This window comes from Brucella sp. TWI559 (assembly GCF_039674265.1).
Lineage (GTDB): Bacteria > Pseudomonadota > Alphaproteobacteria > Rhizobiales > Rhizobiaceae > Brucella > Brucella chromiisoli.
In genome coordinates this window covers 82,707-100,584 of sequence record NZ_JBDJNE010000011.1, presented here as the reverse complement: position 1 = coordinate 100,584, position 17,878 = coordinate 82,707, and the positions used below count along the sequence as shown (strand labels likewise).

Below are 17,878 nucleotides of genomic sequence, written 5' to 3'. Positions count from 1 at the left end.
GTCGTTTCAACTGTCTGTTTTAACACGCAATTCTTATCCGAAAAACGGCCAGTTCTAGCCGCCGATGGTGATAATCTGCCCTTCTTTGAGAGCAGCGACAAGGTCTTCGCCTGCTATTTCGCTGGCACAGATTTCACCCGGGCGATCCGTTGAATTCGCACCCGTGAAAGAAATCACAACGTGCCCGATTTCACGCACCTTCTGCCAAGCACTTTCGCCAACGGCAGTAATCTCGGCTTTAAGAGAGCCAATGGTGATCTTTGCTCCAATTGCAGGAGCCCCTGCTTCAGGGCCTTCTTCGACCACGTGAAGAACAGATACCTCTGCCAGTTCAGGTGGTGAGCCGTCTGCAAACAGGATCAGAACACCGCCTTCGGCGAGATCTGCAACCTCCGGGCCGATCGCGGTAATCCGCGTTTTCAGATGTATCGACATAGATGGTCCTTTCTCGGTATTCTCATTCTGGTCTTTTGATTTTTCATAAGCTTGGATTGGACCTGCTCTCTTTTAAGAGCAGGCCCACCGTTTTTAAAGCACTGCAAGGCTGACAATCCAGGCAATCAGAACGGAAAGCGGGCCCATAAACTGACGGCTGATCAAAACGGCCGGAACACCAATTTCAATGGTTTTCGGCTTTGCTTCTCCAAGCGCCAGACCAACAGGAACAAAGTCACACCCAACCTGAGCGTTGTAAGCAAACAGAGCAGGCAAAGCCATTGCCGGTGCAATGGTGCCATTGGCAATTTGTGGCCCGATAATCGCCACACCAACGACCTGTGCAATAACAGCGCCTGGCCCCAGAATGGGTGAAAGAAACGGCAGGCTGCAAATCGCAGACAGGACCAAAAGGCCCGCAATGTTATTGGCAAGAGGGCCAAGCGGCTGGGCGAGAATATCGCCAATACCTGTATAAAGGATCAGACCGATCAGCATCGTGACAAACGCCATGAACGGCAGCACGTTTCTGACCACCTGATCGATTGTGCGGCGGCCCGCCTGGAAGAAGATACCGACCACCCGACCCATCACGCGGCCGATGCTGCTGATCATACCGACAATGCCGCCATCATTTGGCAGATCGACAGGCTGCGGTTTTTCCTCTTCTTCAACAGGGGCTGATGTTGCAGATGCGCTTGCTTCTGACCCATCCGCGAGCACAATGTCTTCGGGCTTCACACCGGAAACATAAATGTCTTCGGTTATGAACTGAGCCAGTGGTCCTGACTGGCCGACCGGTGTGATATTAACGGTTGGAATGCGCTTGCGCGGATAAACGCCGCAACGCGCCGTGCCGCCGCAATCAACAACGACAACCGCCATTTCGCTTTCAATGGGTGGCGTGCGAAATCCATCAACGGCTTCAGCGCCGGTGAGATCGGCAATGCGTCGGGCGAGCGGATGAATGCCGCCGCCTGTGACCGAAACAACTTTATTGCGCTGCTCGGTTGGCTGAATAACCAGTGGCCCACCCCAGCCATTGGAACCGCGGGAAATCTTAACTGCCTTATAGGTCTTTACCATGATATCCTCCCCGGATTCCGTTTAAAGTTCGATGCCCTGACGCCGCGCCATAATCATGGTGATGCGTTCTGTGAGCATGCCTTTAAGAAGGATGACGAGAAGACCGACAATCGCGTACCAGATGGCCACGCTGATATGATAACCGACCGGAACCGCGCCTTTTTTCTCAAGTTCGAGCAGCGCGACCAGAATGCCGCCCCAGACGAAATATTCACCGGGATTAATGTGCGGGAATAGACCCAGCGGTGGATGAACATAAGAAACAGCAGCATCATAAAAAGCTGGCTTATATTTCTCATCCAGAAACGAGCCAAAGGTATAGGCCATCGGATTGGTCAGGAAGAAAACCGCAAGAACAGGCAGAACAGTGTAGCGGGTAAGCGCGATACGACCCGCACTGCGTGCAAGGCCATGAACGCGCTTTTCACCGACCAGCTCCGTGATCGCGTAAAATGCGGTCATCAGCACGACCAGCGTCGGGATGATACCCGTCACAAAGCCCGAAAAAACCTCGCCACCTTTCTGGAACACACCAATGAAGTGCTTCCCGATTGAAGCCAGCCAGCCAAGCTGTTCTTCCTGTGCAACATTCTGCAAACGCTCTTTGAACTGATCGACTGAAATGCCGCCCGTGCCTGTGGCAGCCCCGGCATCAGCGGGGGCGGTCGTTGTCGCCTGAGCCAGTTGAAGCAGATCATTTCCTGCGTGTTCCGCTGCATGTTTTCCATGCAGGGCGGCATCCGAAATCATGCTTCCGGCCAAATGTATAGATTGCATTGTTGTGTCGGCATGTTGCGCCAACATTGTCACTATCGACATTGTTCCTCCTCGATTGCTTGTTTCAGGCAAGCAACTCCTATGCTCCCACTGCTTTGAGACCCGCGAGTTCGATCCCATCGGACTGATCGCTGATGCGACCGATCTGCTCCATCGCCTGTTTGGTAGCAGCCACCACTTCAGGCTTTCCTTCTCCAATTTCAGGGTTGTCCTGCAACTCGCTCAGGCGCATTCCCTCAAAACCTTCGCGTCGGATAAATTTGGCAAAAACTGTTCGTCCGCTCATTTGCAGAAAGCGCCGGACAATCTGATTACGATCAACAACAATCAATACGATAACGCCTTTGCCGAAACGCGCGCGTACATGCCCCGCCCCCACAAAGCCGTCCGAATACTTTGAAGTGATCCCTTTCATGACATCGGAATAGTGGCGCATCTGAAACCAGACGCCCAAAGACTGAAAGCCCCAAAGCATAGCCAGACCCAATAAGGCCCACTGCCAGATTGCCATTTTCTCCTCCTCCCACGAAGAGCGAGCGGGATATTTTCCCGCTTCTTCATCCTGCAAATAGAGAACATTTGTTTTCTTGTATGTCAATATGTATAATTATTAGAGGTGGCTGAAAGCGAATAGGACCTGACTTTTCAATTGGTTTCGCATAGTATCATTTGCAAACGGGAGGTCGTTCGCGACATGGATTTGCTACTCAGAGAACAAATGGCTTCAATGCCTGATCTTCGGCATCGATTGCGCCAGTTGCGCTGGTTTCGCGCGACATTCCGCAAGCATGCGAGCTTGTTGCATACGCTCTATGACGTTGAATATGAGATTGATGAAAAGAAGCTGACAGAGGCTTTTCTCAACTGGGTTGAGATTGTCGATCAAAACAAGCGTTTTGCCAAAATAGATCGCAATGATTTCATCACTTTTGCGGCGGGGCTGGTGTTACGGGAGCTTATTCGTCTTTCACCGGCCAAAGTCATTTCACCACCACGCCATGCAACCGGCGATTCTGCCAAGATGTACGAAATTATCAGCTTCTGGCCGGAAGGGTTTCTCTATACAAATTATTGCATCTGCGCGATTGCGGCTGTTCATGAACAGGAATTCGCAACTTTGCCTGATATTGATCAATGTGCAGATGATCTTCGAACATGGTGGTCTTACAAAGAAAACGTGTCGGAAGTCCCCGCTTACGCAATTGCATTTCTGGATAAGTTTCTGGGCAGTGAACCAAATTGGAGCATGCCTGACATGGCTTCGGCACGCGCTGCTGTAAAGCGCGCTCTTGGAACGAACGGCACTTTATTTGAAAAGCCTTGAAGCTTATCGTGCTTTGACGTGTTTGTAAGACACTCTCAAGCTTAGCACACAAGGCCGTAATGCACGCTCATTTACTCTTGGTTATAAGGGCTAAATGCCATGAATTTATCTTCCTACAAATACAACTTGTGACGCTGACAATCTTTATCTGAAGGCTAAGCGGGAGGCATTCGAAGATGCAACCCGCCTCTGATTGAGGTTTCACAGGCAGCGTTAGACAGAGTTTTTTTGATAAATAATCACGTCTCCGTCCTCTTTGGTGAAAGACGAAACCGGATGCTCCAATATGTCAAGAACACGCTCTGATGGACGGCAAAGTTTGGTGCCCAATGGCGTTTCCACGATTGGTCGATTGATAAGGATGGGATGCTCCATCATGAAATCGATCAGCGCATCATCCGTCCACTTCAGATCGGACAAACCCATCTCCGCATAAGGCGTGCCTTTTTCTCGAAGCAGTTGTCGTGGCGTCATCTGCATCGACCTTAACAGCTCGATCAGTCGTTCACGCGATGGCGGATTTAACAGATAGTCAATCACGACAGGCTCTTCACCACTGGCACGGATCATTGCCAGAGTATTGCGCGATGTACCACACTTCGGATTGTGATAGATTAATACGGTCATTCGAATTTTCCTGTTTCGTTGGCGGGCTTTTGATTGGTGCCACGCTCGTACCAGCCTTTGGAACGATTAACGATCCAGACGACGGACAGCATGACGGGCACCTCAACGAGAACGCCCACAACCGTTGCAAGTGCTGCACCAGACGAGAAGCCAAACAGACTGATTGCCGCTGCTACAGCGAGTTCAAAGAAGTTAGAAGCGCCGATCAATGCGGATGGTCCGGCAACGCAGTGCTGCTCTCCCGAAAGCCGGTTCAGAACGTAAGCAAGGCCCGAATTAAAGTAGACCTGAATAAGGATCGGGACGGCCAGCATCGCGATGATCATGGGCTGCGCGATGATCTGCTCTCCCTGAAAACCAAACAGCAGAATGAGTGTGGCGAGAAGTGCAACCAGCGACAAAGGCTGTAATACTTTCAGCATTACATCGAAGGATTGCTGCCCACGCGCAAGAATAGTCCGTCGCAGGATTTGCGCAATAATCACCGGAATAACGATATAGAGAAACACCGATAAAATGAGTGTGTCCCAAGGGACGGTAATTGCCGAGAGTCCAAGCAGAAGCCCAACGATGGGAGCGAAGGCCACCACCATAATCGCATCATTCAGAGCAACTTGCGAAAGCGTGAAATGCGGCTCGCCCTTTGTCAGATTGGACCAGACGAACACCATCGCAGTGCAAGGGGCGGCTGCAAGAATAATCAGGCCCGCAATATAAGAATCGATCTGACCCGCAGGCAAGTAAGGGCGAAACAGCCAGCCAATGAATAGCCAGGCGAGAAGCGCCATTGAAAAAGGTTTGACAGCCCAGTTAATGAACAGCGTGACGCCGATTCCTCGCCAATGCTTGGTAACTTGTCTCAAGGCGCTGAAATCAATCTTCAGCAACATTGGGATAATCATGAGCCAGATGAGAACGGCAACCGGAATATTCACGTTTGCGACTTCAGCAGAGCCAAGGAGGCGGAAAAATTCAGGGAATATATGCCCCAGCGCAACACCAGCGACAATACAAAGCGCTACCCAGACGGTCAGATACCGTTCGAATGTAGACATTATTTCTCCCCTGCGTTCCAGATTGTCGCACCGAAAATTGAACATGCGAAGTTGTCCGTGCGCAAAAAGTGCACGCTATTAACCCTATCTGTCATTTCATCAGTCCATTTGTTCGAAGACCAGATTTGTAGGCTTCGTGTTACTGTTTAACCACCGTCGGTTCGCAACAATGCGTCAGGCTTTTTATGAGAGGTGCGCAGAGTTCGGCACTCCCGCCACAGCAATCCTTGATCATAAACAGCGTCAACTCCCGAAAACGCGCAAGATCAGCGCGATAGATAATTGAACGGCTCTGGCGCTCGCTGCTCACCAAACCAGCACGAGACAAGGTCGCTAAATGCGCAGACATCGTGTTCTGGGGAACTTCCAGCATGCGCGCAAGCTCTCCTGCAGGAATACCGTCAGGTTCATGCTTCACCAATAAACGGAATGTATCTAAGCGCGTTGACTGAGCCAGAGCGGCGAGAGCCGTTATTGCATCATTATTTTCCATATATCAATATTACTGGATATATGGAATCTGTCAACAGAGGCACTTTCGTTTTCTTTGACAGATATACCGCCTGATATCGCCATTGATATCTATTATAAATGAGGGCTGCAGGAGGCATCTCTATTCACCTTACACCGAGGTAGATTCCAGCAATTTTGAAGCTTCGAGCGGCTCCAACTTTTCCCCACTTTCCAGCATTTTTAGAAGTGCTGCATTCCTCATCTTATTTTTTGGCCTGCCTCTATATTTTTCGACGACTTAGCTTTGTTTATCCCTTGCTTCTGCCTTCGCCTGCGGTCTTCATAATTTGTCCGCGTAATAGCCGCGATTATATCCAGCAACTTGCTATTTATAGTGACGAATGCAGATGCTGCACCCGGATCAACATGACCGACAGAATGCGCCAGAAGTATCGCAAGAAAGGCATGGATAGGATTACCCCGCCCTTAGCTCGAACCATGCAGAACGGCTCCTCGCGATTAACCGCGCATCAGATCAACACTTCCCTTCAGGCCGAGCCGCTCAATCCGGACATAAAGCGTGCTCTTGGCGATGCCGAGGTCACGCGCGGCGGAGGTCAAGTTGCCTTGGTGGCGACGGATGGCGGCAAGGATGGCCTCGCTTTCGGCACGCACCAGCGTTCCTATGGCCGCAGTTGGTGAGCCAATGGCAATGTCCTGCCGGTTCGCGCCAGCAAGCTCCGGTGGCAGGTGATCGGCTGCAAGGCTCGCGCCACCGCTTTCGAGCAGCATGCCTTCGAGCACGTTGCGCAACTCGCGGATATTGCCCGGCCAATCATGACGATGGAAGGCTTCCAGAACCTTCGGCTGCATGCCCGGCACCGGGATCTCGTATCGGCGTGCGATTTCGGCAAGGAGATACTCCGCCAGCGCAGAAAGGTCACCCACCCGATCGCGCAGGGAAGGCAGCCGCAACGTCGTTACGGCAATCCGGTAGAAAAGGTCGGCGCGAAAACGGCCTGCCTCGACCTCCGCCCTCAAATCGCGATTGGTGGCCGCAATCAGCCGCAGCTTGACCTTGCGCGGATGGTTTTCGCCGATGCGGTAAACCTCTCCGGCTTCGAGCACGCGCAAAAGATGCGGCTGGAGATCAAGTGGCATCTCGCCGATCTCGTCGAGGAATAACGTACCGCCGTCAGCGGCTTCGATCTTACCCGTCATGCCGCCGCGCCGTGCGCCGGTGAAGGCACCCTCGGCATAGCCGAACAGCTCACTGGTCAGAAGTTCACGGGAGAAGCCACCACAATTGATGGCGACAAAGGGGCCAGATCCTTGTGCGCCATCGGCATGCAGAGCCTGCGCGAAGGCATCCTTGCCGACACCGGTTTCACCAAGCAGGAGAACCGGCACTGAACTCTTGGCCAACAGGCGGGCCCGCCGCACCGCCTGCAGATGGGACGTCGAATGGCCGATCAGACGGTCGAAGGGTCGGCACAAGCCGGAGCGCCACGTGGCAAGGCCCGCAGGCCCGCGCGGCGCACAACGGCGCTGCGACCCGGCAGAACCAGCACCGCCCCCAACCGCTCTCCTTCCAGCAGCACCGGTTCGATCCAGTCGTGATCGATCCAGTCTGGCATATTTTCGGGTGCCACGCGCCCCTCGCGCCAGGGCAGCGTCAGATCGCGGATCGCGCTCGTGGGACTGCCCCGCCCCTTGGCCAGTTCTGCCATCAGCGAGGCGGCCCGATCATTGGTTTTAATCGCCCGACCAGAGCGGTCGAAGACAATCAGACCATCGCCACTTGGCGCGCGCAGCCGCTCAAGACAATGATCGAGAAGCCGATAGCGCAGCTTCATCTCCCGCTGCCCCAAGCGGTTCTCAATCCGCCCGGAAGCGGCCACAGCCAGCGCAAGAGTGTGGCGGCTGTAGCTCTCGCTCAGGCCAGAAATATCGATCGCCCCAAGTATCGCACCGCTCACCGGATCGCGGATAACGCTCGCCGAGCAGGACCAACGCTTGATTCCGGAACAATAATGCTCCGCCGAATGAATCTGGATCGGCTGGCCGATCTGCAACGCTGTGCCAATGGCGTTGGTGCCACAGACAGCCTCGCTCCAGTTCGCGCCCGGCATAAGACGAATGCGCTCCGCCGGATCGCGCAAGATGGGATCGCCCTCCACACTCAGAACCACCCCTTCCGCATCAGTCAGCACCATGACCGTGCCGGTTTCAAACAGAAAGTCGCGTGCGGACGCCATGACCGGGGTGCTGGCTTTGACAAGGTCGCGGTTATCGCCGAGTATACCGTGCAGCGTCTCTTCGACCACTGGATCAGGCGCATGCGAACGCCCAGGATCGACAATGCCATGGCAGCGCCGCCAGGAGTCGTCGATCAGCCTTCTAAGCGCATCCGAGGCTGGGTCCTGCCCGCCCATGAAACGCTCCCAGGAAGACATGATCTTGCCGTCATTTTCCGGACGTGAAAATGTCCGATGCGAACCTTGGCCGGTCATCGTCGTTATTCCTCCCATTTACAGCGGCCCCAGAGCACTCAAAAACCACCGTTCCTTCCCTGAAACAGTGGTCCCCAGCCGCCTGCTCTCCCAAGCCATGACGCCGCCGATGTGAGAGGTTAACATCAAAAAAGCGCTTATTGCATTCATTTTTTGCGGCCTTTGCCCCCCACCCGGCGCCATCACACCGGCCACTGGCCGCACACCGAACGCCAACCGTCCGATTTCCGGACGGTTCTGAAATGCGGCCTGTCAGCGATGTTCTCGCTAAGCCCTTGTTCCTGCCTCAACCTTTCCGCTGCGCGCAACGTGGCAAGAATCCTGCTTCTCTCTCATTCGGGAGGACTGACAATAATGGACAAAAAAAGCGATTTCTCCGGTGAGAATGCCTGTGGCCGGGTGCCGGTGACGATTCTTACGGGCTTTCTCGGTTCCGGCAAGACGACCCTGCTCAATGCGCTCACGGCGCGCCCGGATATGGCGGGCGTCGCCATATTCATCAATGAGTTCGGGGATGTCGGCATCGATCACCATCTCGTCGAGCGCGTGGACGACACATTGGTCATTCTCGAATCCGGCTGCCTCTGCTGCACCGTTCAGGGCGATTTGATGGGAGCCCTAATGCGGCTGCATGAGCGCATGTCACGACGCGAGATCGCGCCGGTGAGCCGGGTGCTGATTGAAACCACCGGCCTTGCCGATCCAGCCCCTGTAGTGCGCGCACTGATGGAGGACCGGCTGGTCTCCGCCCGCTTTCGTTGTGATGGCGTGCTGACCGTCGTTGATGCGGAGCGCGCCCGCGCGCAAATTGCCCGCCACCGGGAGGCACGGGTGCAGGTCAGTCTTGCCGACCGGCTGTTGCTGTCGAAATGCGATCTCGCCAGCCGCGCCGAGCGAACCGCGCTGGAGCGGGAACTTGAAGCGCTGAACCCAACGGCACAACGCTTTGCGCTCCATCATGGCGAGGCCAGTCCAGAGGTTCTTTTTGGAGGCGGACTTTATGTTTCCGGCCAGACACCCACCGCCGTAACCGGTTGGCTTTCCGGCCAGCGCAATGCGGTCAAGAGCGTCTTCCACTGCGAGCCGCACTCCGGCAAGGTCTCGAGCTTTGTCGTTACACTGGACGAAGCGGTCGGGTGGCGTGGCTTTGCGGTGACAATGGGTGAAATCCTCTCGCGCTGGGCTGGACGGCTGCTCAGGGTGAAGGGCCTCGTCTGCGTCGCCGGTCTCGATCAACCCGTTGCGGTACAATGTGTCGACGAGGCCGCCTATGCGCCAGTGCGGCTCAGCGCCTGGCCCCAATCCGGTGCTTTGGCAGATCAACGAGGCAGGCTGGTTTTCATCGGTGAGGACCTTGACGCTCACGTCGAGGCGGACATCCGCGCGCGGCTGGCAGCCCTGCCCGGCGACCGCGAGGCGCTTCGCCGAGCCACCGTCGTGGGATTACCGACGCGCATCTGGCTTGGCGAACGCATGCCGCTCACACCCCGACCCGGCCTTGTCTCGGACGCCTTCATAATCCAGCCGCGCATGCTCGGCGAAATGCCGGCGCGGATCTGAGGGATGCGCGGCATAAACGCAATAGCCTTGAGGCAAACCGCTTCGTTGCGCATGACGCAGGTCATGCAGCGCGCCATGATTATGCTCCAGATGGACAATGCGGAACTTGCTGGCGCCTTGGCCCAGGAGGCGGCGACCAATCCCTGCCTGCGGATAGAACTCCCCTTTCCCGCGCCGAAGACCGGCAGCGGTCCGCCGCGCTGGCGTCCCTCCCCGTTCAGCGCGGCGGAAGGGGAAAGCGAACGGGTGGCTACGCCAGCCGCCAGCCTCTATGGCCACGTCACCACCCAGATCGGGCTTCTGTTCCGTACCCCGCGGGAACGCACCATCGCCCTCGCCTTCGCCGAGGCACTGGAGCCAAGCGGCTGGCTTGGCATGGAGGTAGAGGGCATAGCAGCACGTGCCATCTGCTCCCCTGCCGAGGCAGCGCAAGTGCTGGCGCGTCTTCAGGAGATGGAGCCGGCCGGGCTCTTCGCCCGCTCTCTCAGCGAATGCCTCGGCCTGCAAATCGCCGATCAGGGTGCATTGACCGAACCGATGCGAAGACTTCTCGCCCATCTTCCGCTGCTGGCGCGCGGCGACATGGCAGCGCTTGCCGATCAGTGCGGCGTGAATGCCGAGCAGCTCGGCGCGATGGTTACCAAGCTGCGCCGCCTCGACCCCAAGCCGGGCGCACGCTTCGAAACGCCATCGGATTTTCGCCGCCCGCCGGACCTCTTGATAAAACGCGACAAGAGCGGTGGGTGGCAGGTCACGCTCAACCGCGAGAGCCTGCCGAAAATCACGGTCGACCCTGAGGCCGGGCAGCGTGGATCACACGCACTTGCACAGGCGCGCTGGCTGGAACGCACCGTGGAACGCCGCAACCACATGATCCTGGAGGTCGCAGCCTTTGTCATCGACGTCCAGCAAGACTTCCTCGAACACGGCCCAGCGAGGCTTCAGCCACTGACCAATGGTGAGGTGGCCGCAGCCATCGGCTGTCACGAAACAACCGTCAGCCGGATCCGAACCGGCCTGACGGTCGAGACACCCGTGCGGGTTTTGCCGCTCTCGGCCCTCTTCGCGCGCGGCGGCACGGCGCGCCCCGATGGTGGAGGTGTGCCCGGCCGGGCGATCGCGACATTGATCGCACAGCTCATTGCGACGGAACCAAAGGACAGGCCGCTGACAGACACCGACATAACCGAGGCTCTCGATGCCAGGGGCATTCGCATTTCACGCCGGACCGTTGCCAATCGTCGCCGCGAGGCGGGGTTTCCGGGTGCGGCGGATCGTATGAAAGAGAGGAGAAAGACATGACACAACCCGCAAGCGGGAGAAAAATCTATGGCTCGGCAAAGCAGGCGCTTGATGGGCTCCTGTTCGACGGCATGACCATTGCGGCAGGCGGCTTCGGCCTGTGCGGCATTCCGGAAAATCTCATTGATGCGCTGGTCGAAAGCGGTGTGAAGGACATCATTGTTGCCTCCAATAATTGTGGGGTTGATCATTTCGGTCTTGGCAAGCTGCTCGACACCCGGCAGATCCGCCGGATGATTGCCTCCTACGTGGGCGAGAACGCCGAATTCATGCGGCAATATCTCGCTGGCGAACTGGAAATTGAGTTCAACCCACAGGGAACGCTGGCCGAGCGCATGCGCGCTGGCGGTGCCGGTATTCCCGGCTTCTACACGAAAACCGGCGTCGGCACAGTGATCGCCGAAGGCAAGGCGCACAAGCAATTCGACGGTGAGACCTATATTCTGGAACGGGGTTTGGTCGCCGATCTCGCCATCGTCAAAGCCTGGAAAGCGGATGAAGCCGGAAACGCCATATTCCGCAAGACAGCGCGCAATTTCAACGCACCAGCGGCGATGTGCGGCAAGGTATGCGTGATGGAGGTCGAGGAAATCGTGCCGACCGGCAGCCTTAATCCCGATTACATCCATTTGCCCGGCGTTTATGTGCACCGCCTCATTCAGGGGGGACACGAAAAGCGCATTGAAAAACGCACGGTTCGTCAGAGGGAGGATGCTTGATGGCCTGGGACCGCAATCAGATGGCGGCACGCGCCGCGCTCGAACTTGTCGATGGGACCTATGTCAATCTCGGCATCGGCATTCCGACCTTGGTGCCGAACTTCATTCCCGAAGGCGTCTCGGTGACGCTGCAATCGGAAAATGGAATGCTTGGCATCGGACCTTTCCCCTATGCGGGCGAGGAGGATGCCGATCTCATCAATGCAGGCAAGCAGACGGTTTCGGAAATGCCGAACACGGCCTATTTCGATTCAGCCACATCTTTTGCCATGATCCGCGGCGGCAAGATCGCCATGGCGATCCTCGGGGCAATGGAGGTCAGCGAAACCGGCGACCTCGCCAACTGGATGATCCCCGGCAAGCTTGCCAAAGGCATGGGCGGGGCGATGGATCTCGTCGCCGGTGTCGGTCGCGTGGTCGTGCTGATGGATCACGCCAACAAGGAAGGCGAACCCAAGGTCCTGAAGGCGTGCACTCTGCCGCTTACAGGCACACAGGTCGTGGACCGGATCATCACCAATCTCGGCGTGCTCGACGTGGTCGAAGGCGGCTTGAAGATCGTCGAGCTTGCAGATGGCATCAGCGAGGCTGAGCTTCGCGCCGCCACTCAAGCAACCATCGTCGACTGATAAGCCGGTGCAAACACAGGAAAGCCGGGACCTTGCGGCCCCGGCTTTCCTATGCGCGTGACGCTTGAGGAAACGTCAGGCGCGCATCCGCACCAGCGCGTCGAGCACGGCTTCTGGCGGATGGCAGGGCGGAATACGGGCATAGCGGAATTGCGTAGCGCCACCTTCCGGCAGATCACCACCGGCAAAGAGCGGATCACTGACGTCCTGACCTTGCACTCCATCGCCGCCGCCGATCACCGCATCGAACAGGGTTTCCTGACCCGGACGAACGCCGCGCCCAACCACAGCCCAACGATAGTGGCGGGCGGCATTGAACACCGGCGCATAGCGATCCGCCGGACCGGGCTCTGTTTCGGCCTCCTCAATCAGCAGGCCACCAACCGGCCGCGCGGCAACGCAGCGGACGAAATCGGCGATATACATCGCAGCATCCTCTACTGCGTCATCGTCGCGCTCTTCGGGTTCACGCCCGACCATGCGCTGCGCCTCGTCGAGCCAGACAGCAGGCGACGGCATGGCGAGAACCATGGGAACCTGTCCCTGAAGATTGGCGGCCACCGCCTCCGCCACCTCATCCAGAAGCTTGCGCGGCCCCTCCTCCTCCAACATGCGGCGGAGCGGAAAGGTTGCGCGCTTCTTGGCGGCCATCTCCATGGCCAGCCCCGGATGACGCGCAATCCATGACCGGTAAAGATCGCCGACGGGAACAACGGCGACATCATCACGCAAAAGGCCGCGCGCCTGTGAAAAAAAGGAGAGATATTTCGCCGCCCCTTCCGCCCAAGGGTCTCCCTCAGGACCCAGAAGGAGCCGCCGGGCATAGCCCGACGACTCCAGCCAGACCCGCAGACGGTTTGCGCCCGGTCCTCCGGGCAGCATATCCGCAAGGCTTGTGCTCATTGCTTTTCGCCCCCCATCGCGCCAAGGGCGGCCAAACGCGACTCCAGCTCGGCAATGCGCACATCCTTAGGATGTGTCATATAGTTCGGCCTCGGCTCATCACCGCGCCGGGTCTTTTCCGGAGAGCCCATATAGAGCGTGCCAACGTCATCGCCCCAGCAACCGAAATACTGGAGATGGGCTGGCGGCTTCGGCTTGTTCCACCCCTTGACGAACTCCGAATACGGTACAGAGCGGGCGATGCGCGCCTTACGCTCGTCGGCTCGCGCTTTCTCCGTTGCATCAAAATCAATAGCCAGCGTCACCGGATCAAAGACTACCTTGTAGATCCGGGCCGCCACCTCCGGCGACATGAGACCTTCCTCGATATCGCGGATGACGCCGACCGGATCGCGTTCAAGCAAGTCGCCATAGCCTGCACCCGCGCCCTGACTGATCATGTAAAGCTCGCCCCGCTTCGAGATGTCGAAACCCATACCCATATGATGAGTGGTATATTTCGCCCCGTCGAAGGGCCGCTCGTTCATGATCTCCTCAATCGAATGACGGAACTTCTCCGGCTCGTTCAGCAGCACGTCGTAAACGTCAACATCCTGCACTTTGCACAGCGGATAGGTGCCGCAGGCATAACCACCGAACAGACCCTGAAGCGGCGGGATCTTGGCGCCCTCAGCGGTAGTCATGAAGCCCCACTGCTCGCTGTCTTTGGTGGCAACCATCATCGTGTAGCCCTGGCCGCCGCGATATTTGCCGGGCGCGATGGCGTCACGCGTCATCTTCTTGGAAACCAGCTGGAGGAAGGGCACTTCCTCCTCGTTCAGCTCCTGTTCGCCGATATCGGCCATAGTGGCAAAGATCGGCGCCAACGCGTGCTCGCCGTCACGGTCCACCCGCGCGCCGCCGCCCATGCCGTTCAGATCAGCGCAGAGATTGCCGAGCGTTTCGCCGTGCTGGCTAACCCCGCCCCAGATGAAGGTGTTGATCATGTTGAAGGTCGGGGCGTGAACCTTAGTGTACTTCGCCGGGCAGGAATACAGAAACTTCGCCACCGCATGCTGGCCTGCGGTGAAGCCGGTGAAGATCGACATCAGCGACTGTGAATTTGGCGCGTCATAGGAGCAATTGACGATCGAATGCGGGTCGGTGATGACCTCAATTGGCGCGAAAGCCGCCTGCCCGCGCGGCAAGTCAGGCCAGACGTAGCACAGGAAGACCTGCGCCAGCATGCCCTTCAGCCCGGCGACGATGGTGTTCGTCGCGCGGTTGGTGAATTCCGGCGACGATCCCCGGAAGTCGAAGATCAGCCGGTCGCCGGTCTTGGTCAGCTTGCAATTGATCTTGACCACGCAGTTTTCACGCAGTGTCGAATCCTGGATGATATAGGTTCTCACCGTCATGTCCGGCCATTCGGAAATGCGGCGTTTTACTTCGGCGCGAACATTTTCCATCGTCAGACGCAGGGTCGAGACCAGCGCTTCCGGCCCGTCGGAGTTGAGCGTCTCTTCAAGGCGCTGCTTGATGCGCAGACAGGCGAAGAGCTTCACCTTCATGTCCTCATATTGCAGCTTTGGTTCACGTACCGAATTTTGTAAGAAGGTGAGAATGTCACGCTTGATCTGATAGTTTTCGACCACCTTGAAAGGTGACATCTTCAGCCCCTCGTCGGACGGGCTTTCAGCCATAGAAGGCATGCCCCCCGGTTCGATGGCGCCGTTTTCGCCTTCGTGCACAGTCGACGCGACCCAGCAGACCAGCTTGCCCTTATGGAAGATCGGCAGGATCATCGACTGGTCGGTGTTGTGGACATTGCCATAACGGCTGTCGTTGTGGATGAAGCCGTCGCCCTCTTTCACTCCCACCGTTGGATCGTTCATCCAGTTCTTGATAATGAACTTGATCGGGTGGTGAACGAGCGCCGAGAAGATCAGCACGCCGCCCGCCGAGGCGATGGCAAGGTCCCCGGACGCAGAATAGACACCCGTGATGACGTCACCCCACTTGGCGCCGGGGGCCGCCCCCATCTGCTCAACCATCTCATAGCCTTCATCGCAGCCAGACTGGATGCGGTCGCGGATCTTGGCGACGATGTGGCTGTCGGAGACCTTTGCGATGGCCTCATTTTCCTGCGCGGTGCGCGGCATCAGGTCGTGGTTCTGCATGATCTCCGGATCGGGTCCGAGGAACAGCGTGGTGTCGTCGAGAAACTTCTTGATGAGGTTCATCTCTTCGAGTGAGGGCGTCTTGGCCCGTATGTCGATCTTGTTCATGGAATTCTCCTCCAGTCGGGTTGGGCGTTAGGCCCGGCGCTCCTCCTGCGCCGGGCTGGCCTTTCAGTGGCGGGTGACGGCGCTTTCGTTGCGCAGAAACCAAGAAGCCCCTTGCTTCGCCGTCACATAGGTCCATCCGGGATTGACGAGGAAAGTCGTGACCTCCGAGGCGACAATCGCCGGACCAGCGATTTCGATGCCGGGTTCCAGATCCTTGCGCGCCCAGACCGGTGTTTCGAATGGCCCGTCATGACCGACAAAATGACAAGTGCGATGACTTGAGGGCGCAGGTGGCGCTTTGCGCTCGGGCTTCGGAACGGGCTTGATGTCCTCGAACTGGACCGTCTCATGGCGGGCATAGGTAGCGACGCGGATCGTATTGATGCGGATGCCCGCTTCCGGTGCCTGCGAGCCTTCGCCGAAACGCTTGCCGTAGTCGGCCGAGAACTGCGAGATGATCGACAGGACATCCCCCGGCCCGAACACCTCATGTTTGGGAATAACCGCCGTGGTCTGCACGAGCTGGTTGCCGTAGCGCATGTCCAGTTCCAAATCATGACGGATGTCTTCCAGCGGCACCCCCTGACGCAGCAGGTCCTGACGGCCCTTTTCCTTCAACTCAGCGACTATGGCGTTGAAACGAGCATAATCGTCGAAGATGTGGCGCGTGTTGCTGTCGTAGAGCACCATGTAGAGCGACTGTTCATGGATATGGAGCTGGTGCATATTGCCAGCGCCAACCGCTGAGAACACCGACGAGAGCGGCGGCGCCAGAATATTGTCAATATTGAGATTCTGTGCGATACCGCAGCAATGCAGCGGCCCGTTGCCACCATAGGCCAGCATGGTGAAGTCCTTAGGGTCGTACCCCCTGGCTCGCAGCTCAGTGAAGAGGCCGTTTGCCATGTTGTCGTCCACCTTCTCGCGGATCAGCTTCGCTGCCTCAATGACCGAACAATCAAGTTCATCGCACAGCGTATCCTCGATGGCCGCCTTGGCGCGGCGCGGATTGAGCGGGATCGAGCCACCGGCATAATTGGCTGCATCAAGATAGCCGAGCAGAAGGTCGGCATCGGTCACGGTCGGACGCAGACCGCCACGGTCATAGCAGGCGGGGCCTGGATCAGAGCCGGCGCTTTCCGGGCCGCATTTTACCGTCTTGTACATGCGATCGTAAGAAGCGATGGAACCACCGCCAGCACCGAGCGTGACGAGATGGACCATCGGCACCGACACCAGCCACCGGTCGATGACCGGATTGAAGTCGTAGTGTTTCACCCCGCCTTCGACGACAATGCCGATGTCGTAGGACGTACCGCCCATATCGGTGGCAATGACATTGCCAAGGCTTGCCTGCAGGGCAAGATGCTCGGACGCACCGATGCCCGAGACTGGACCGGAGTGGATGGTCTGGAGCGCATCGGTGGAGTTGAGCTGGGCCATGCCGCCGGAATTGTGGATGACCAGCATCGGCCTTTCGTATTTGTGTGTGCGCAGGTTCTGCTCCAGCGCCGAAAGCGCGTGGTACATGGTCGAATGCAGATAGCCGTCGACGATGGCAGAGGTGGCGCGCACATATTCGCCCTTTCGCCCAGCCACCTGATGCGACAGGATCACCGGAATGGCGCCAAGCAGATGTGAGGGATATTCCTCAAGCACAATCTCCTCGATGCGCTGCTCGTGCTCCGGGTTCACCACGGCATTGACCAGCGCGACGACGATGATCTGCGCGCCACGATCCACCAGCTCACGGAGCTGGCGGCGCACGTCTTCCTCATCCAGCGGCATGACAAGCTCGCCCTGGAAATCAAGCCGCTCACGGATACCTCGGATCATATGCGGCTCGACCAGCGGATCGGGACGCTGGGCGTTTGGCATGTCCTGCTGGCCGAGATTGTCGAGACCTTCACCATAGCCACGGGCGCGGCTGAGCGGCACAGTTGCCTCGTAACCCGCTGTCACCAGCATGCCGATCTTCGGCCCTTTGTGCTCGATCAGCGCGTTGGTGCCGAGCGTGGTGGCATAGCGCACGCTATCCACTGATTGCAGGATCTGCTCCAGTTCCAGCCCCAGCACCGAGCAGGCCTTGCCGAGGGCCTCGTTGAAACCCATGGCCAGATTGTGATGCGTGGTCAGCGCCTTGGTCTCGATATATTGCTGGCCCCAGACGACAAAGCAGTCGGTGAAGGTGCCGCCGATATCAACGGATACGCGTTTCATTCTCGCTC

At 57.5% G+C, this 17,878-nt stretch carries 17 protein-coding genes; 5 read left to right on the top strand and 12 right to left on the bottom strand.

The features are described from left to right. Positions 1-54: 54 nt before the first annotated feature. The 4 genes from ABE530_RS14295 to ABE530_RS14280 all read right to left on the bottom strand — a co-directional run bounded on the left by ABE530_RS14295 (position 55) and on the right by ABE530_RS14280 (position 2,809). Positions 55-435, bottom strand: a complete 381-nt coding sequence (locus ABE530_RS14295; RefSeq protein WP_265985896.1) for a PTS glucitol/sorbitol transporter subunit IIA — start codon at positions 433-435, stop codon at positions 55-57. 93 nt (positions 436-528) lie between these two features. After that, on the bottom strand, positions 529-1,521 hold the full coding sequence (gene srlE, locus ABE530_RS14290; protein WP_499694935.1) for a PTS glucitol/sorbitol transporter subunit IIB: 993 nt from the start codon (positions 1,519-1,521) through the stop codon (positions 529-531). 21 nt (positions 1,522-1,542) lie between these two features. Further along, positions 1,543-2,340, bottom strand: coding sequence for a PTS glucitol/sorbitol transporter subunit IIC (gene srlA, locus ABE530_RS14285; RefSeq protein ID WP_265985899.1), 798 nt, complete (start codon positions 2,338-2,340; stop codon positions 1,543-1,545). Between the two features lie 37 nt (positions 2,341-2,377). Further along, on the bottom strand, positions 2,378-2,809 hold the full coding sequence (locus ABE530_RS14280; RefSeq protein ID WP_499694934.1) for a transcriptional regulator GutM: 432 nt from the start codon (positions 2,807-2,809) through the stop codon (positions 2,378-2,380). Positions 2,810-2,992: 183 nt separating this feature from the next. On the opposite strand from ABE530_RS14280, the gene ABE530_RS14275 reads away from it, so the two are divergent. Continuing rightward, positions 2,993-3,622: a hypothetical protein gene (locus tag ABE530_RS14275; RefSeq protein WP_499694933.1), complete on the top strand. Its 630-nt coding sequence runs from the start codon at positions 2,993-2,995 to the stop codon at positions 3,620-3,622. Positions 3,623-3,835: 213 nt separating this feature from the next. Here ABE530_RS14275 and arsC read toward each other — a convergent pair whose 3' ends face one another. The 5 genes from arsC to ABE530_RS14250 form a co-directional block, all read right to left on the bottom strand. Continuing rightward, positions 3,836-4,249: an arsenate reductase (glutaredoxin) gene (gene arsC / locus ABE530_RS14270; protein ID WP_499694932.1), complete on the bottom strand. Its 414-nt coding sequence runs from the start codon at positions 4,247-4,249 to the stop codon at positions 3,836-3,838. Further along, positions 4,246-5,304 carry an ACR3 family arsenite efflux transporter gene (gene arsB, locus ABE530_RS14265; protein WP_499694931.1) on the bottom strand — a complete coding sequence of 353 codons (1,059 nt, stop codon included), beginning with the start codon at positions 5,302-5,304 and terminating at the stop codon, positions 4,246-4,248. Before arsB ends, arsC begins: the two co-directional genes overlap by 4 nt. A gap of 139 nt (positions 5,305-5,443) precedes the next feature. Continuing rightward, the gene (locus tag ABE530_RS14260) at positions 5,444-5,797 is read right to left on the bottom strand and encodes an ArsR/SmtB family transcription factor (RefSeq protein ID WP_499694930.1); all 354 of its coding nucleotides are present in this window, start codon (positions 5,795-5,797) and stop codon (positions 5,444-5,446) included. A 479-nt stretch (positions 5,798-6,276) separates the two neighbouring features. Beyond that, positions 6,277-7,182 carry a sigma-54 interaction domain-containing protein gene (locus ABE530_RS14255; protein ID WP_499694929.1) on the bottom strand — a complete coding sequence of 302 codons (906 nt, stop codon included), beginning with the start codon at positions 7,180-7,182 and terminating at the stop codon, positions 6,277-6,279. 47 nt (positions 7,183-7,229) lie between these two features. Next, entirely contained in the window at positions 7,230-8,270 is a 1,041-nt protein-coding gene (locus tag ABE530_RS14250; protein ID WP_499694928.1) for a sigma-54-dependent Fis family transcriptional regulator, read from the bottom strand. 354 nt (positions 8,271-8,624) lie between these two features. Between ABE530_RS14250 and ABE530_RS14245 the strand changes: the two genes are divergently transcribed. The 4 genes from ABE530_RS14245 to ABE530_RS14230 are packed head-to-tail and all read left to right on the top strand — an operon-like array spanning position 8,625 to position 12,480. Further along, entirely contained in the window at positions 8,625-9,830 is a 1,206-nt protein-coding gene (locus ABE530_RS14245) for a CobW family GTP-binding protein (RefSeq protein ID WP_499694927.1), read from the top strand. Between the two features lie 3 nt (positions 9,831-9,833). Further along, a complete protein-coding gene (rpoN, locus tag ABE530_RS14240) occupies positions 9,834-11,132 on the top strand; it encodes an RNA polymerase factor sigma-54 (protein ID WP_499694926.1) in 1,299 nt (432 codons plus the stop codon). Beyond that, entirely contained in the window at positions 11,129-11,851 is a 723-nt protein-coding gene (locus ABE530_RS14235) for a CoA transferase subunit A (protein WP_499694925.1), read from the top strand. Before rpoN ends, ABE530_RS14235 begins: the two co-directional genes overlap by 4 nt. Beyond that, complete coding sequence (locus ABE530_RS14230; RefSeq protein ID WP_499694947.1) at positions 11,851-12,480, top strand: 3-oxoacid CoA-transferase subunit B; 630 nt, start codon at positions 11,851-11,853, stop codon at positions 12,478-12,480. Before ABE530_RS14235 ends, ABE530_RS14230 begins: the two co-directional genes overlap by 1 nt. A 75-nt stretch (positions 12,481-12,555) precedes the next feature. On the opposite strand, the gene ABE530_RS14225 is transcribed toward ABE530_RS14230, so the two are convergent. The 3 genes from ABE530_RS14225 to ABE530_RS14215 form a co-directional block, all read right to left on the bottom strand. Next, positions 12,556-13,383, bottom strand: coding sequence for a hypothetical protein (locus tag ABE530_RS14225; RefSeq protein WP_499694924.1), 828 nt, complete (start codon positions 13,381-13,383; stop codon positions 12,556-12,558). Continuing rightward, on the bottom strand, positions 13,380-15,650 hold the full coding sequence (locus ABE530_RS14220; protein ID WP_265986279.1) for a hydantoinase B/oxoprolinase family protein: 2,271 nt from the start codon (positions 15,648-15,650) through the stop codon (positions 13,380-13,382). The genes ABE530_RS14225 and ABE530_RS14220 overlap by 4 nt, the downstream gene beginning before the upstream one ends. A gap of 63 nt (positions 15,651-15,713) precedes the next feature. Beyond that, positions 15,714-17,870, bottom strand: coding sequence for a hydantoinase/oxoprolinase family protein (locus ABE530_RS14215; RefSeq protein WP_499694923.1), 2,157 nt, complete (start codon positions 17,868-17,870; stop codon positions 15,714-15,716). Positions 17,871-17,878 lie beyond the last annotated feature (8 nt).